General features: G+C 45.1%; 13 protein-coding genes. 8 read left to right on the plus strand and 5 right to left on the minus strand.

All coding sequences use genetic code 11. From position 1 onward, the window contains the following. Positions 1–33: 33 nt before the first annotated feature. Positions 34–2,151, plus strand: coding sequence for a TonB-dependent receptor plug domain-containing protein (locus tag ACM0P2_RS18640; protein ID WP_419226978.1), 2,118 nt, complete (start codon positions 34–36; stop codon positions 2,149–2,151). A 71-nt stretch (positions 2,152–2,222) separates the two neighbouring features. Here the strand turns inward: ACM0P2_RS18640 and ACM0P2_RS18645 are convergent, their stop codons facing one another. After that, complete coding sequence (locus ACM0P2_RS18645; protein WP_159119782.1) at positions 2,223–3,578, minus strand: alpha/beta hydrolase family protein; 1,356 nt, start codon at positions 3,576–3,578, stop codon at positions 2,223–2,225. A 350-nt stretch (positions 3,579–3,928) separates the two neighbouring features. Here ACM0P2_RS18645 and ACM0P2_RS18650 point away from each other — a divergent pair, with 350 nt between their 5' ends. Next, positions 3,929–6,304, plus strand: a complete 2,376-nt coding sequence (locus ACM0P2_RS18650) for a TonB-dependent receptor (protein WP_159119783.1) — start codon at positions 3,929–3,931, stop codon at positions 6,302–6,304. 45 nt (positions 6,305–6,349) lie between these two features. Here the strand turns inward: ACM0P2_RS18650 and ACM0P2_RS18655 are convergent, their stop codons facing one another. Then, entirely contained in the window at positions 6,350–7,117 is a 768-nt protein-coding gene (locus ACM0P2_RS18655; protein ID WP_419226979.1) for a sulfite exporter TauE/SafE family protein, read from the minus strand. A 94-nt stretch (positions 7,118–7,211) separates the two neighbouring features. On the opposite strand from ACM0P2_RS18655, the gene ACM0P2_RS18660 reads away from it, so the two are divergent. Then, positions 7,212–7,409 (plus strand): hypothetical protein, encoded by a 198-nt coding sequence (locus ACM0P2_RS18660; protein ID WP_419226980.1) that lies wholly within the window; start codon positions 7,212–7,214, stop codon positions 7,407–7,409. 322 nt (positions 7,410–7,731) lie between these two features. Continuing rightward, a complete protein-coding gene (locus ACM0P2_RS18665) occupies positions 7,732–8,154 on the plus strand; it encodes a YybH family protein (RefSeq protein WP_419226981.1) in 423 nt (140 codons plus the stop codon). A gap of 222 nt (positions 8,155–8,376) precedes the next feature. On the opposite strand, the gene ACM0P2_RS18670 is transcribed toward ACM0P2_RS18665, so the two are convergent. Both ACM0P2_RS18670 and ACM0P2_RS18675 read right to left on the minus strand, forming a co-directional pair. After that, positions 8,377–9,768 carry a 5-methyltetrahydrofolate--homocysteine methyltransferase gene (locus ACM0P2_RS18670; RefSeq protein ID WP_159119786.1) on the minus strand — a complete coding sequence of 464 codons (1,392 nt, stop codon included), beginning with the start codon at positions 9,766–9,768 and terminating at the stop codon, positions 8,377–8,379. Positions 9,769–9,808: 40 nt separating this feature from the next. Further along, positions 9,809–12,256: a TonB-dependent receptor gene (locus tag ACM0P2_RS18675; protein ID WP_419226982.1), complete on the minus strand. Its 2,448-nt coding sequence runs from the start codon at positions 12,254–12,256 to the stop codon at positions 9,809–9,811. Positions 12,257–12,346: 90 nt separating this feature from the next. On the opposite strand from ACM0P2_RS18675, the gene ACM0P2_RS18680 reads away from it, so the two are divergent. The 4 genes from ACM0P2_RS18680 to ACM0P2_RS18695 all read left to right on the plus strand — a co-directional run bounded on the left by ACM0P2_RS18680 (position 12,347) and on the right by ACM0P2_RS18695 (position 15,502). After that, positions 12,347–13,072: a ZrgA family zinc uptake protein gene (locus ACM0P2_RS18680; RefSeq protein WP_419226983.1), complete on the plus strand. Its 726-nt coding sequence runs from the start codon at positions 12,347–12,349 to the stop codon at positions 13,070–13,072. A gap of 71 nt (positions 13,073–13,143) precedes the next feature. After that, complete coding sequence (locus ACM0P2_RS18685; protein ID WP_419226984.1) at positions 13,144–13,620, plus strand: MerC domain-containing protein; 477 nt, start codon at positions 13,144–13,146, stop codon at positions 13,618–13,620. 95 nt (positions 13,621–13,715) lie between these two features. Then, positions 13,716–14,642 carry a GTP cyclohydrolase FolE2 gene (folE2, locus tag ACM0P2_RS18690; protein ID WP_419226985.1) on the plus strand — a complete coding sequence of 309 codons (927 nt, stop codon included), beginning with the start codon at positions 13,716–13,718 and terminating at the stop codon, positions 14,640–14,642. A gap of 62 nt (positions 14,643–14,704) precedes the next feature. Continuing rightward, the gene (locus ACM0P2_RS18695; protein WP_419226986.1) at positions 14,705–15,502 is read left to right on the plus strand and encodes a 5'-nucleotidase, lipoprotein e(P4) family; all 798 of its coding nucleotides are present in this window, start codon (positions 14,705–14,707) and stop codon (positions 15,500–15,502) included. An 18-nt stretch (positions 15,503–15,520) separates the two neighbouring features. Here the strand turns inward: ACM0P2_RS18695 and ACM0P2_RS18700 are convergent, their stop codons facing one another. After that, entirely contained in the window at positions 15,521–16,261 is a 741-nt protein-coding gene (locus tag ACM0P2_RS18700) for a DUF3299 domain-containing protein (protein WP_159119790.1), read from the minus strand. Between the last annotated feature and the right edge of the window lie 6 nt (positions 16,262–16,267).

Raw genomic sequence — 16,267 nt, forward strand, 5'->3', positions numbered from 1 at the left:
CGTGCACACGTTCGTTTATTTAATGGAATTGTTATGAAGTATTCTTTATTGGCATTCGCTGTAACAGCTGCCTGCACATCTGCACACGTGTATGCAAACACATCTGAGTTCATTGATAGCGCTTCAACAGAAGTGATTACTGTGATTGGTTCTTCGCTTACTGACAATACAGTAGAAGTTGAGCGAGAGGCTGTGACCGCCGCAACCAACATAGACGCGGACTTTGGCGATCAGTTAGCACTTCTGCCCGGTATTTCTATCTCGCGAAACGGCCCGGTTACAGGCCTTATTCAATATCGGGGTTTGTTTGGCGATAGAGTGGGTGTATCCGTTGACGGGGTCGACATCGCTGGCGCTGGTCCTAATTCAATGGACTCGCCATTATCTCATGTACTGCCAGAGCCTGGGCTTACCGCTACTTTATATCGCGGTATAGTACCGGTGAATGCTGGAGTACAAACGCTAGGCGGTAAGCTGCGAATTAACGCCGATGCGGCATCTCTTTTTGCTTTAGGAAGCGGTATTACTGGCAGTGTAAATGCAAGCTTAATTGCCCCAGGTAGCGGGCAACAATATCAGGGCAATGTACTTTACAAAACGGACCAAGCTTTCGTTAGTGGCGCGTTTATGCATCAGCAGCGTGACGAACGAGAGTCTGGTGATAACATTGTTATACCCAACAGCAATTATCAGCGAAATGGCGCAAAATTTAGACTTGGCTATGAATGGGGAAAACACCAATTTGACGCTAGCTACCAGCAGCTAAATACCAATGAAAGCGGTACGCCAGCACTCGCGATGGATATAGGTTTTATCGATGCAGCATGGTATCGACTAGGTTATCGCTATAACGCCGAGGAAGCTGAGTACTTTGCTATGAACTGGTTTGGCAACAGTAACCAACATGCCATGGATAACTTTTCCCAGCGCATGATAATGTCTGAAGGTATGGTGCGAGAAAACAACGCTGACGCTATCGCGCAAGGGTTAGATGCAAAATACGTTATGCCATTAGATACTGGCGAGCTTGAATTGGGGGCTTACTTACACCACGCCCGGAATAACTCCGTTATTACCAACCCTAACAACGGTATGTTCTTTGTAGATAACTTTACTAATGCTAAAAGAGATACCGCGAGTATTTATGCCCAATGGACAGTAAACAAAGAAGCCTATTCGTCTACTTATGGTGCGCGATACACCCGCGTTAATATGGAGGCCGGAGAAGCGGGGTCTAACATGGTGATGATGAACCCCGCAGTTGCTACGTTAGTCAGTAATTTTAATACCGCTGAGCGTGACGAAAACTACAACATGTTAGATATAGCCGCTACCACCCGATACCATGGGAGCGACTCGCTTGATATCGTGCTCGGTATATCTCAGAAAAATCGCGCTCCTACCTATTTCGAACGTTACACCTGGCTGCCACTTGGCATCTCGGGGGGCATGGCTGACGGCTTTAACTACATAGGCAATCTCGAGTTAGACAATGAAACTGCGCGTAAATTAGATATGGGTGTTGATTACACCTATAAAAATTGGACCATCTCGCCCCGCCTTTTCTATCAAGACATAGAAGATTACATTACCGGCTCACCGAGTACGAATATGGCAGCAAACATGGTGTCTACCATGATGGCTGGTACAGCGCCGTTTCAGTGGACGAATACCGACGCTATTATTAAAGGTGCCGATATAACGGTGCAAGGACAGCTTAGTGAATACTTGAGTGTGCGAGCAGTAGCAACCATTCAGCATGGTAACCGTGATGACATTGATGATGCTTTGTTCCGCATTGCGCCAGAGCATTTAACAACAACAGTTCGATGGAATACTCAGGTATTTAATGCGCCGCTTCAGATGCAGCTTACATCTGAATTAGCAGGTGCACAAAACCATATCTCGGCACTTCAAAATGAGGCACCCACAGCAGGCTATGGTTTATTTCATATCTCGGGGCTTTTAACGCTTTTTGATAATGCGCAGTCGAATCTTCAGGTTACGGCAACTATTCATAACCTGTTCGACAAACAATATGCCCCGCACACAGCCGGCATTAACCGTGTAATGAATGCCGATGTTGAAGTAGGTGAAGGCGTGCCTGGTGCTGGGCGAGAGTGGCATCTTGGTTTGAGCTACCAATTCTAGTTATTGGAAAAGTGATTTATTGAGACCGAAACTTAAAGGGGCTGGTTCGCTACAGCCCCTTTTCCCTGCATTTAATGTGGATTATCCGAAGCTTTTAGCTTCTCAAAGCGCAGTCCCTTGGCAGTCCTCTCCTTGAATCCCTTCCAATACGTGTGTTCTTTTAGCGCTACTCCCTCTTTATCTAGCGCCCATACGCCATCATTTGACGAGGGGATCAGTGAAAGATAAGCAGACCTGTCCTGCCCCTTAAGGTATTGATCCAACCACACCGAAGAAAAATGTTGTGCAATATTATTCATGCGCACATTGTCCCACACAGCATCGGTATAGTGCTCGCTCACATTGAAGCCTAAATCCTCATCGAAAAAAAACGCTTCTTCAGGTGCTGGCATTACCGCGCCCGCATTATGATTAGCGTTTTCATAAGTCAAAAGCGCTCTATCAATATGAATAGCACTCTTCCACATTGCTCTCACGCCATTTTCGTAACCAGATACATCATCTTGTGAGCCAGCAACAAATAAAATAGGCACTTTCACCTCAGCCATTGTATTTGTATCAAATACCCCGTGGTTCATTCCCCAAGGCGCGAATGCAACAACCGTTTTAATACGACTATCTACCACCCTGCTGCTTTGTTTCGCATATAGCTCAAGCAATTCAAAAGGTGGAGCTATTGGGCTTTTGATGGCAGGATCTGACAACTTGGCCCCTGCATTTATAACAGCACCGTAACCTCCCATGGAGTACCCTATAATTGCAGTATTATCGGTATCAACTATACCGTGCAAAAACGAGCCCTTGTCGTGGGACATTCTTTCGAATTCATCGAGCACTAACATTTGGTCAAGCGGTCTATTGTAGAGTGTGGACGCAAACGCAGCTTTAGTTCTGTACGTTGAGTCTGTGTGATCTATCGACGCTACAACATAACCTTTAGATGCGATATTTTCCGCTAAATGCGCTAGAAGATATCGGTTACCTGGATATCCATGGGAGACCACCACAAAAGGGAACGACGTTTCCGTATTTATAGCTGTGGCATTACGCACAGCTTTACCAAAAAGTTGAACCTGAGTCTTACCGTCTCTAAGGTAGGCGTTTAGAGCTCGCGCTTCCGTCTTAATTTCTTGAGAATGTCTATTCTCAGCTGGGTACCATATTTCCACGGTTAACTTGCGATCTTTATGAGGAAGCGGTGAAGGTTTACCTTTAGCTTCTAACAAACTCAATATATCAATTTGGTCGGCGAAGGAAAGGTTAAGTGTTTTAACACCTACCTCGTACTTTCCATATGCAGACAAAGCAGGAGCATCTGGTCTTTGAGTATCAATGTCATTTCTGGCAAAACTAGTATTCACAGAAAGCACTGTGGCAATACAAACAATAAACCCTACAACGCTTCTTGAACGAACCGTTCCCGTCATAATATTACGCCTTATTAGTCATATATAAGACCTAACAAGATATTACTTACTTTCTTTGTTAGGCAAATAACATAGTCTTAACAACTATTATAAAGTTGAGTTATTGCGAAAATTAGATAATTAAAAAAGTAACTTAATTAACTGTTTTGTATAATAAAAAATCCAAGCAAAAACTCCCCAGCCCCACAAATTTAACAAATGCGTTGCATTTATTTTACTTTCTGGTTAAATTTTGACTGTCCGATGTCTTATATAAGATACCAGATAGAGACACACGCCCTGCTTTGCCGTCTCGATTTACCACACTTACACATGACTTGAACACAACAAATACAACAGTGGAGAACATCATGTCATTGAAATATAGCCGCGTACATAAAGGTATAATTCAAGCACTTACACTTACCACATGCGTAGGCCTAAGCGCAGCAGTACATGCTCAGGAAGTAAGCGAAAAAAAAGAAAAAAATCTGATTGAACAAATTACAGTTACATCACAAAAGCGTGTTGAAAGACTAAACGAAGTACCTGTAGCAGTATCAGTGTTAAGAGAAGACCAGATAAATTCTGCTTTTGCCAATAATATTGAAAGCTTGCAAGCTTTAGTACCATCTGTAAGTTTTCGTAAAGGGAACACAACACGGAACTCAGCCATTACTGTTCGCGGTATAGGAACAATTTCTTTTAGTGTTGCTGCTGAACCAAGCGTATCTACGGTTGTCGATGGCGTTGTTATGGGTCGCTCTGGTCAGGCATTCGTTGACCTTTATGATCTTGAACGAATTGAAGTACTTCGCGGTCCACAAGGCACGCTATTTGGTAAAAATGCATCAGCGGGTGTAGTTAATATCACCACAAAACGACCATCGGACGAATTTGAAGGTACAGCTGAAATATCGCTGTTTCAAGATAACGAATATCGCTTAAAAACGAGTGTTTCCGGCGGGCTTACTGATAATGTAAGCGGCAGTCTTACCGTATTAAAGTCTGAGTTTGATGGTTATATCAAAAATGTATTTACCAACGAAGATACTAACGGTTACGACAAAGAAGGGGTTCGCGCAAAACTAAACATCGAAGCAAGCAACGACACTGATATTCTTCTTATTTTCGAGAACATGAAATCTGATGATAGCTGTTGTGCCGATTTAGAACTTTCACCAAGCGGTCGCAATCCAAATTCAGCCGCAGCGCCTGATAGCACCGGCACAGGTGATTTAGATTTAGAACAGCGCTTAATAGATCACGACTTTGAAACGCGAACACTTGACGAAACAACAGGTTTCTCTATGCAAGTGGACACTATGTTAGGCGATCATGAGTTCACCTCTATTACTGCATACAGAAGTTGGGATAACACCGAGTTCAGGGAAGGTGACTTCACTTCAATTGCCGGTACCAGACCGTTCCCAGTATTCGGCGAACCCTTCCAACTTCATGATATTGGCGCTCAAAATTGGAAGCAGACATCTCAAGAATTTCGCATAGCCTCACCTCTTGGCAATGACTTTGATTATCAGGTTGGTGCATTCTGGTGGACACAAAAATCAGAGCGTAATTTTACTCGCGATGCTAGTTGCCAAAATAATGCTGGCCAATTTCCAGCTGCAATTAGCGCGTACCTAACAGATACGCTTGGGGTAGAGAACCCTACCTCTGAACAGGTTGATGAGTTCATTGCTAACGAAGGTTTGTCGTGTAACTCAAATGACATTGTTAGCGCAACCGCTTACATGGAAACACAATTCGATAACTGGGCTCTGTTTGCTGATGGTAAGTATCACTTTACTGAAGACTTCCGCTTGCTGTTCGGACTTCGTTATACCGATGACGAAGTAAGTTATTCTCATGATCGTCGCAGTAATGACCAATACAAACGAACAGGTGTTGGTGTTCGTGGGTTTGAAACAGATTACAGTGGAAAAACCAGTGAAACTGACCTCTCTGGAAAACTTGGGGTTCAATACGATTTAACCGACAACAGTATGGCTTATTTTACCTTTTCTCAAGGTTATAAAGGTCCCGCATTTAATGTGTTTTATAACATGTCAGACACAGACACACTGCCAATTGGAAAAGAGTCTTCAGACGCCTACGAACTTGGTTATAAATACGCTAGCAGTAATATTGTATTTAACGCGGCAATTTTTAGAACTGATATCGATGGGTTTCAAGCCAATAACTCAGAACTCCTTGATGGTGTAACCATTACACGACTAACAAACGCAGGCTCGGTAACAACTGAGGGCTACGAATTCGACTTCATGTGGCAAGTAAACGATAATTTTTCACTGACTGGTGGGTTATCGAAAGTAGACGCAGAAGTAGACAAATTCAATTGTCCAGATGTTGATTGTGTAGGTGGAGCTGGCGCAGACCTACCTTTTTCACCTGACCTTAAGTACTCAGTAACTGGGGAGTACTTTTGGGAGCTCGACAATATGGACGTGATCTTCAACGGTTCATATGTCTACACGGACGAAATGTTTGTTGGTGCCCCGGGAGCCTTTGCTACTGAAAATGACCCAGCTGTATTGCCTGACTACGGCATAATAAACGCAAGTGTTGCATTCTCTTTCAGCGATGATGCATATCGTATTAGCTTAATAGGTAAAAACTTAACTGACGAAAGTTTCGTTACTACCTATAGCGGTGATAATTTCCGTTATCAAATACCACGAGATGCTGATCGATACTTTGGCATTCAACTACGCGCTAAATTCTAAATAAAGCCTATTGGAAAGGCACTCTGAAGTAAAAAGAGTGCCTTTTTATAACGATGCTATAGCTTGCCATAAAAGGCGAAGAGCTAGCAGTGTCACCACAATTTTGAACGTCAGCATAAATTTTTCCGCTGGTATACGCCTTAATACCTTCAAGCCGAAAAACGTGCCGAGCGCACCACTGGCAATCATGATGATGATAAGCCCTGCCCACTGCGCAAACGAAAACCCTACAAAGGTAAAAATAAACGCTTTAAGGCCGTGCTGAAGAGTCATGCAGCTGGCAAATGTGCCGGTTATCTGCATTTTGCTGTAATTATTTCGGTGTACAAATGCCGCCACCAAAGGCCCCGTGGCACCTACAAACATTGAAACCAATGTGGTCACCAACCCCGCCAATGTTCTACCCTCGGGCCTTATTTCTTGTACCTTGGGTTTACTGCCCCACACTAAAAATAAAATAAATGCGGCAACCGCAAACTGAATGATAACGAGCGGCAGCTGAACCACAATAAACGACGCTAAGAAAGCGCCGACGATTGCGCCTAGAGAAAAATATTTCAGCATATTCCAGTCGATATGCTTTGCCGTCATTAGTGCACGGTTCCCGTTTGAACCAAGTTGCACCAGACCGTGTACTGGGATCAACGCACTAACCGGCATAGTACCTGCCATTACAGCAAGTAATAATACCCCGCCGCCAATACCCAATGTTGCTGTCATCATAGACGTAAAGAATGATGTGACAACAAGCACCATGGATGTTGACATCGACAACGCATCATTGGCCGTTAACCAACTATAAAGTAAATTCAAGATTGAAACTCCACCATATTTTATGATGCCTTTACGACGTTTCAGTGATCACAACCCCACCTTCATTCGTTCAAATAATAAACAGCAATAAAGTATGGCACATGAGACTTTTATCATGTCTTCAGTTAATTACTTAAACAAAGCACTTCAAATATTAAGTGACAGGAATAGTACAAAAGATGCCAAGCTTGTTGCTAGACAAATTCTCCATAACAGTGGCTTTACTGATGAAGACATCTATGAATGTTTGAAACAGGGCTCGACTATTCGCATAACCATATTTGAAGCCTAAACTAGCAACAAGCCCAATTATCACCGCTAACCCTCCAGACCATATGTGGCTAACTTGTTCGCCTAAAAAACCCATTGACTTTCTTCATTGTGCACAGGATACTCGGGTCATTAAATACTCACTAGCAGCACACTGTTTTTAAATACTATGCCTAAAAACACGAGTACACATACTGCTTTTTCAGCCTCTGCGCTGATTATTATTCTCGCTATTCTAAGGAATGGGCGGGTTTGATAGTGCGTATATAGAATTCACTAAACCCGCCGCAAAGGCGGGTTTTTTATTGGCTCGTCTTGCGGTAATAAAAAACGGAACGACAGCCATGAACAACCCAATATCTCAGGTATTACAACAGTTGCACGACGCAGTAAACCGCGGCGATCAAGACGCCTTATCCCAATGTTATGCGAGCGATGCAACTGTGGTCGCGACCCCTATGTCTAGTTCAACGCGAAACCAAACCACTGAAGACAGTTCCACGCAACGCGACTGTGTTGACGCCTTACTAAAATTTCAAAAGAAATTCATGCCCGACCATTTTGTAACAACCGGAGATGAACGGGTTATACAAGCCGGTGACGTAGCGCTAGTCGTCGCAAAGCTTTACCTTGTTCCCAAAGCAACACCCAACGCCCTACCCTGCGAGGGTAAGCGCGCCGTTTATGTTCTGCAAAGAGATGCAAGTGGAGAATGGCGCTGTGTAATCGATAACTTCTTCGGTACTGACTTGTTAGATTTTGCGTGAATCTCTTTAATCCACGAGTTCAGAGTTAAAAGCGGAAGTAGGTAATGGGGCCAGACGATTTCTTAAATAAGGTACAGAAGGAGTGAGAGTTCAGCTAAACAAAAATTGAGTGAGTGTAAAATGGGTATGAAAGATTCACAAAAATAGGGGCATATTGCTATGCCCCTAGTCTTCATTTACGATCTAAATGCTTGTTAGCATTTTGCAGAGCACTACATCTGATTAGTGGTCGTGACCGTCGTGCTCGTGTTCTTCAGCAATACCTAGCCAAACTGCACCTGCAGGCTCAAAATCCAGTTCAAGCAAGGTTTCCGTGGTCTCGGTTTCCAAATCAACAGCAAGGATAGCTTGCGCAACAGGGTCAACAACAAACAAGGCTTCTTCGTGTTGCGATGCAGCCATGCTAAATGACTGACCTTCTGCTAGGTTTGCGGCGCTGGCACTGGCCACATCAATTTTATGCGCAAATTCCCAATGAGTGTCACCGTCTTCTTCATGCGCTTCTAGCAGTGTTACAAAACCTTTGTCATCTAAAATAACAAAGAATTCACCGCCCATTGAGAAACCGTATGACACTGCATGAGCGTCAGTCTCTGGCTGCCAGTCAATCACGCTCATTGTGCTAGTTACAGGCGACACATTGGCCAAGATGGCGCTGCCACCGCCGTGCTGTGAAGCAATACCAATAAACGCTTCTGCGTGTTCATGTCCGTACATTGTGCCAATGCGCAGATCGCCAAGCCCATCAATGTTGTCAATAAACGCGCTGGTAAATACCTCATCATCTTCGTTGAGAATTAATACGCCGTCGCTACAGCCAAATGCCACAGCGATTTCGTTTTGAGCGACGCCATGTAAATCAGCACACTCACCATCAAAGCGTTGCTCTTCTTCGTACTCGCCATCATGCCAGTGATATACCGCAACACTGTCTGGCAAGATTGGGTTAGCAGAACGAGACTCTGCATCATCACGACGTACAGTACTAATTAGCATGTCTCCACGCGGTTCCGCGACACCGTGCATATTTACAGTAAATTCTAAAGTAGGTACTTCTGTAATTTCACTGGCAATTTGGGTATCAGTTACCACTTTTACCGCTGCCGGCATGCTGGTGTCGGCATTTCCGTCATAAAACACAGCAAGCTGACCGTCATGTGTTACTACGTGAGTTGGTTGACTACCTTCAAGTGTGAAACCAGACAGACTTGGGGCTTCTTCATAGTCGTGCAGGTGCTCTACGTGATCTTCTCGCCATAATCCACCATCAAGAAACTCAGTTAATCCGTTTGCTCGGCTGTTGATTACTGCAAAGCGATAGTCTGCAGAGGCGCTTACACTACTTCCATCAAAGGTTGCAGCAAACGTATCAAGTACTGAATTATCATCTAGATCAAAGACAGTGAGCGTATTTGAAGCAGCATCGGCAACAACCAATCTGCCTTCACTTTCAATTTCATAATCTGAGTCGTGATCGTGATCGTCGTGGTCGTCGTCGTGATCATCCTCTGGCACTTCAATAGGGTCCAGCTCTACAATATTGGTTTCTGCATCACCACAGCCCGCTAGCAAAAGTGCACTGGCTATAGCGCTTAGTACTAATCTATTTTTCATGTGTGTATCCCTTTCAGTAATTCTTTTTTATAAGCTGAACTTAAAAATAAGCGCGTACGCCGAAGGCAAAGTTTCTACCCGGACGTGGTGCAATATCTTTCAAAAATGAGGTGTGAACGCGCGCTTCTTCGTCGGTTAGGTTTTCACCGCTCAGGTAAACCGATAAGTCAACATCTCCCAAAGAAATGTCGTACGTGATTGAAGCATCAACAAGGGTGTAGCCGTCCGTTTCAGTCTCGAACGTCGAGATATCGTCTTGTTTTGCAAAATATGTGATGTCTAAATCTGCGCGAATGTTATCTAACGTGTATGCAACGTGTGAGCCCAATCGCATGGGCGAAGTGCGCGGCAGTGCGCCGCCGTCTTTAAGACGAGCTTTAACGTAGTCGGCGAAGAAATCGAGTTTTAGGTTGTCAGTGGTTTGCCACGCAACTTGTAACTCAAAACCATGAAGGATGGCGTCAGCCGAACCAAACAGGTAGACAGGTAATTCGTCACTATGCTCGCCATGCCCTTCTTCGCTGTGGTTTTCATGATCGTGCCCTTCCTCACCATGGCTTTCTTCATCGTGAGCATGGTCATGACCGCTTTCAGCGAATAGGCCAGTTTCTTCTTGGAAATAATAGTTATCTACTTGGTTATAAAAGGCATTAAATACAAAACCAACATCACCTTGTGTTTTTCTGAAGGTTAGGTCGATATTGTTGGCAGTCTCCAAATCAATAGGCGATTGAGAAAGTACAAATGTGTCTTCCTCTGACAAATCAAACAGCGCGCCAACTTCATAGGTACGGGTGCCAATATGCGGGCCAAAAGAAAGGAGCTCAGACGCTGAAGGCGCACGCTCTGAACGGGAAAGTGAAACGCCTACGTTATAGCTTTCATTGATAGTGTAAACCACACCCGCTGATAGCGTTATAGGTGTAAACTCTTGCTCTACCTCAAACTGTCGTAAGAACTCGCTGCCTTCATGTTCATGTTCGTCGTGAGCATGCTCGTCGTGGGCATGCTCATCATGATCATGTTCATCATCGTGCTCGTGAGCGTCAAGCTCAGGCAACAGCACACTTGATGCGTCTAATGTTACGCTTTCAGCTCGCGCCCCTAATTGAACCAGAAAATCACCAAAGTGACGCTCTTCCATTAGTGCTACAGCAAACATCTCCATTTTTGAAGGCGGTGTGAAGGCTTCTTCGCCTTGAGCAAATACATCGCTCCCTTTGTAATGAAGGCTGATACCACCGCGCCAGCCAGCCATGGGTTTATGCAATAACTCTACGCGAAGTTCTTCGGTTTCATTACTAAAAGTGGTACCTACTAAACCGCCCTCAACTTCAGCATGTTCATAATCGGTATAACCCGCTTTAAAGTGAACACTTTGCAAAAAGTCATTGGTAAAGTTGTACTCACCTAAAAGCTGATACTTCGTTTGCTCAAGATCAGCGAATACCGAAGTATCTCCGCCGTGGCTGTGCCCAGGCACGCCATACTCTCGCTCAAACCGCTCAACCGCTACGCCAACATAGCCTTGGTCGAATAAGTAGCTGGTCCCTAACGTAAACCCACTCGATTCTTCGTTACTGTTTTCAACCACATGGGCGCCATCCGAGTCGTCAATGTCAGGGGCAACAGGTGTTTCATAATCATTTGAATCGCGATAAAAACCGTCAGCATAGAAGGCCATGTTGTCCACGCCAGTAGTCACGTTAAACGTTCCAAGCTTCTGGTCGTTAACGGTTTGCGTTTCTAATACAAATTCACCGCGCGTTTCAGTGGACGTGGGCACACGTTGGTCCACTACGTTCACAACACCGCCTATCGCACCGCTTCCGAAGAACAGGGTTGCTGGCCCACGCAGCACTTCAATTTGTTTAGCGGTTGAGGCTTCACTTGCTACTGCGTGGTCGGGACCAACACGGGAAACGTCGCTCACATCCAAGCCATTTTGAGTAATCAGTACCCGTGGCCCACTAAGTCCACGAATAATTGGCGTGCTCGCAACATTGCCATGGAAGTTAGACTGTACGCCGGGTAATTTTTCTAGCGTATCGCCCAGCGTGGCTGCTTGTTGCCGACGCAAGGTTTCGCCAGATAACACGCTTACTGGTGTGGCCGATTCCATCACCGATAAATGCATAGGCGTGGCGTGCACGTCAATGACCTCGATAGCACTGCGCGCCAAGACAAAGTTAGCGCCATCCGCGTTGTCAGATTGAACTTGCGTGTGCTCATGTAAGTGAGCGAAGCCAGAGGCGAATATGTGAAGCGTATAGTCGCCCTCCTTTACGTCAGAGAAAGTAAACTCCCCCAGCTCGTTAGTGCTGGTAACACGCTTTAGCGCCTCAATTTCAACAGTGGCATTGGCGAGCGGCTTTCCGGCTGCATTAGTTACCGTGCCAGAAAGTGTTTGTGCCAGTACTGACGGAGATGCTAATAGCAACGCAGGCGCTGAAAGCGATAAGCTTAACGCCAATCGAGACAGTTTCATTATTCTAACCTCTGAATTTGTGTAATGTGATAATGTATCAAATCTATTTTTATGGTATGTTATATTGTAACGCTTACGCAAGAGGTAAAAATGAAAACCATTTCTATTACGTGGAAGAATTCACAAAAAGCGCTACGCGCCTCTTCAACTTTTCTTAAGGTAAGTACTTTTGTCGGACTAAACTTGGCTGGGATGGATATCAACGCTGTTCATGCTGCGCCTCATACTCACGGCGAAGGCAAACTACAAATCCTACAAGCGGGAAGTGAGTGGCAGTTTGTGCTGCAGCTGCCTGCTGCTGATGTTCTTGGGTTTGAATACGCGCCATCCACGGCTAGCGAGAAAAAACGTTATGAAGAAACGCAAAAGGTTTTTCAGCGCTTTGACGACATTTTTACCCTAAGCAATACGTGTGAATTACTCGATACCACACTTGAAAGCCCATGGGAGATCGCCGACGAGCATGACGAGCATGACGAGCATGACGAGCATGACGAGCATGACGAGCATGACGAGCATGACGAGCATGACGAGCATGACGAGCATGACGAGCATGACGAGCATGACGAGCATGACGAGCATGACGAGCATGACGAGCATGAAAGTGAACACGAAGGCCATGCGCATCGCAACACGCATTCTGATTTTCGTGTCGCATATTTGCTTAGTTGCCAAGGCCCCGTAAAGCGTATTGAGATGACAGGGTTTCCCCATTGGCCAAGCCTGCAGCATGTTAATGCAATTTGGGTAACCAACAAAGGACAAGGCGCACTGGAGATAACTTCAAGTCAGCCAACGTTACTGATAAGCAGCTAGTTATATTTTTTACTTTCTCAGGCGCAAGCTTCACCCATTATAGCTGCGCCATAGCAATTTTCGGACATATTATGAATTCGATATATCAAGGAAGCAGCGCAATGCCAAAAGTGCAGTTTATTTCAGACAGGCTCGCTATGCTCCTTTCATCCCTTTGCGTAATACATTGTTTATTAACGCCTATTTTATTAGTTTCCATACCTGCATTGGCAGGTGTGTCAATTCTCAATGATGAAACCTTCCATCAAATATTGCTGTTCTTTGTGTTGCCCATCGGGGTTTTTGCGCTCTCACTAGGCTACCTACATCACAAAAATAAGTGGGTAGTGTTTGTTGGCGTTTTTGGCCTAACACTTTTAAGTAGTCCGCTGCTTGTTGAGTGGATAGGCTTAGGACACGAAGTGCTTGGTGAATATGGTGAAGTAACAATCACGGTAATCGCGTCGTTTATTATCGTTGGTGCGCACCTGGTTAACTATAGGCTGAGGTCGACCGTGCAGAAGCCTATTTGCGAAGAGCGCGAGATCACCCAATCACAACCCTATTAGTTTCATCATAACCTCAAAAGCGGGTAATTCTTATCGAGCGACGCTCGCATTATTAGTGATGTAAGCCGTTTTTGAGGTCTCATTCAGAGGTTATTTTGTCTAGTTTTAATCATTCCGACACGGTACTTCCCGATGTCACTACAGAGCATTCCACTGCGCAACTTCCTGTTATTGATAGTGTAGGCATGCAGGGCATTGCTATCCCTCTGCACGTGCTAGGTAAGCGCGGTGAGCGATTAGCCAGCCAAGCAACGGTTGATGTAACGGTAAGTTTAGATCACCCCAATGCCAAGGGCATTCACATGTCTCGTTTGTACAATCTACTGCAGAGATATTTGAGTAACCAAGACTTACATAAGTCGGCACTTGTGTCGTTAATGAACGCGCTTATCGAGTCTCAAGATGGGCTGAGTAACAACGCCCAGCTTAATCTACACTTTGACCTCACCGTGTCGCGTCCGGCGCTCATAAGTAGGATGTCAGGATATCAATCGTACCCCACTTCACTTTGTATAAGGCGTTCACCTGAACGTTATGAGGCACAGCTTAAGTTAAGAGTACCGTACTCTAGTACTTGTCCTTGTTCGGCCTCCCTCTCTCGCAAGGCGTTATCAGAAGTATTTGTGCAGCAATTCGAAGGAACAGGTTTATCCGTAGAAGAAATGGGCGCTTGGCTCGCTTCTAAACAAGCCAGCATCGCCACGGCGCATGCACAGCGTTCCTTTGCCGATATAACCCTAGATTTAAGCGACAACGAGATCCCCGATTTTATTGGTATTATTGACCTGATAGAAAACGCGTTAGGCACACCGCTTCAAACCGCAGTTAAGCGTGAAGATGAACACGCCTTTGCCAAGCGTAATGCTGAAAACCTAATGTTTGTAGAAGATTCGGTAAGGCGACTGCATGAAGCGTTAAGTACGTATTACCAAGCTACCTATTTTCGTGTAAAAGTAGAACATCAAGAAAGTCTGCATGCACACGACGCCATTGCTGAATTATCAGGCCCAGTTCATCGATAAATTCAGACACAATTTGGGTGTTGAAACCAGTAGGCAGAAGAAACAATAAAAGGAAAATAACATTGTTATCTCTTAACAAGCTCTCTTACATCAGCAAAGCTGCGTGCATAGGCGCTGCAGTATCAGCTATTGCGGCGTGCTCGTCTGCGCCCTCAACCCCGCTTGCTGGTGTAAAATCACACACTCTGTCAAATGCCGTGATATACCAAACCAGCAGCAAAGAGTACCCTGTTCTTTCAAGTTTTGTGTATGGCCAAGCTATTTCAGCGCTACCTACGCGTTTTGCTGATGGCGATGTTGTGGTGATGGATGTTGATGAAACCGTGCTAGACAATAGCACCTATCAAAAAGAACGGGAAAGTGCTGGCTTGGGATATTCTTCACAAAGCTGGGCCGAATGGGTAAAACGTGAAGAAGCTACACTGGTGCCTGGTGTAGCCGCTTTCATCGATGAAGTTGTTGCGCGAAATGGCAAGGTGGCGCTTATTACGAATCGCAATAAAGCGCTTGATAGTCACACGTGGAATAACCTTTTGGCGCAAGGTTTGCCGCTTACCACGAGTAATACCTGTGTTGTTGGCCGCACTACTGAAGACAAAGAAGCGGTAGGCCAGAAAGGTATGGTTAATGACAAAGACTTGCGCAGAATGCAGCTTACCCAGGGCAAGATCGCATGTTCGAATACGTCTAAAGACGCAACGTCTACGTGGGCTGTGCCTCACACTATCATCATGCAAATTGGCGACAACATTGAAGATGTGGGCGGCGTAACCCAAGAATCTGCCAACGTTGAGTTGCTCATGCCACGAGTGGGCACAGAGATTTTTATTCTGCCAAACCCCATGTACGGTTCTTGGTAGACCATTGATAAAGTAAAATCAACGAATGTCGCTTTCTATATGGAACGCGCCGTTCGTTAAATTAGCGTTGTCACTGTTAATGCCATTTCCCAGCCCTGAATAGGGCTTTATTTCTACCACGTCCAGTAAGTAAGCAGATGTGCCCTGAGGGTCTTCATACAACCCGGTAGAAAACTCACCCGAGAACGTGTACGCCTGCTGGATGTCTATTCCTCTAATACCGCCTTGCTCGTGGGCATTATTCAACGAAACAAACACAATTTGATTTGGTGGCGGTGGTGGGTAATGAATGCACGCGCCGAAATAAGGCACAATGAAGAACGCCGTTATTTCACGCTGTGCATTGGCTTCTACAGGCACAATAAACCCGCTGAGTTCGACGTACTTGCCGTTAAATGTATCAACCGTATTCACTGAGATTAGCGCTTGCTGGTATTCATCGTCAAATGTGCGTTGAATAGACTGAAATACCTGTTCGTGAAGGGGTAAATTCTGCTGAGGATTTTGAGTCGATTGGGTCTTGCCCAACAGCGCTTTTTCGGCATCGGGTAACAGCGCGTCCCACGATAAGGGTTGGAACTGTTGAACGCTAGTTAATCTGTGGCTGTCTTGATAAATCGCCGTGTTATTCTCAAAAAAACGCTCAATTACGCTATCAAGCTTACCGCCTAACTTATCCCTCAGGCCGAGCCCCACCAGCGCGCCCAATGCAGTGAAAGCAATAACAGAAGCCAGTAAAATGAAGTGGCTGCGCTTCATACTTTC

The sequence above is a fragment of the Alteromonas sp. OM2203 genome (assembly GCF_048517045.1).
Taxonomy (GTDB): Bacteria; Pseudomonadota; Gammaproteobacteria; order Enterobacterales; family Alteromonadaceae; genus Alteromonas; species Alteromonas gracilis.

Excerpts from the sequence above, each read along its gene's own strand:
- ACM0P2_RS18650 (WP_159119783.1), top strand. The coding sequence starts at position 3,929 with ATGTCATTGAAATATAGCCGCGTACATAAAGGTATAATTCAAGCACTT.
- ACM0P2_RS18675 (WP_419226982.1), bottom strand. The coding sequence starts at position 12,256 with ATGAAACTGTCTCGATTGGCGTTAAGCTTATCGCTTTCAGCGCCTGCG.
- ACM0P2_RS18670 (WP_159119786.1), bottom strand. The coding sequence starts at position 9,768 with ATGAAAAATAGATTAGTACTAAGCGCTATAGCCAGTGCACTTTTGCTA.
- ACM0P2_RS18660 (WP_419226980.1), top strand. The coding sequence starts at position 7,212 with ATGGCACATGAGACTTTTATCATGTCTTCAGTTAATTACTTAAACAAA.
- ACM0P2_RS18700 (WP_159119790.1), bottom strand. The coding sequence starts at position 16,261 with ATGAAGCGCAGCCACTTCATTTTACTGGCTTCTGTTATTGCTTTCACT.
- ACM0P2_RS18665 (WP_419226981.1), top strand. The coding sequence starts at position 7,732 with ATGAACAACCCAATATCTCAGGTATTACAACAGTTGCACGACGCAGTA.
- ACM0P2_RS18680 (WP_419226983.1), top strand. The coding sequence starts at position 12,347 with ATGAAAACCATTTCTATTACGTGGAAGAATTCACAAAAAGCGCTACGC.
- ACM0P2_RS18645 (WP_159119782.1), bottom strand. The coding sequence starts at position 3,578 with ATGACGGGAACGGTTCGTTCAAGAAGCGTTGTAGGGTTTATTGTTTGT.
- ACM0P2_RS18685 (WP_419226984.1), top strand. The coding sequence starts at position 13,144 with ATGAATTCGATATATCAAGGAAGCAGCGCAATGCCAAAAGTGCAGTTT.
- ACM0P2_RS18640 (WP_419226978.1), top strand. The coding sequence starts at position 34 with ATGAAGTATTCTTTATTGGCATTCGCTGTAACAGCTGCCTGCACATCT.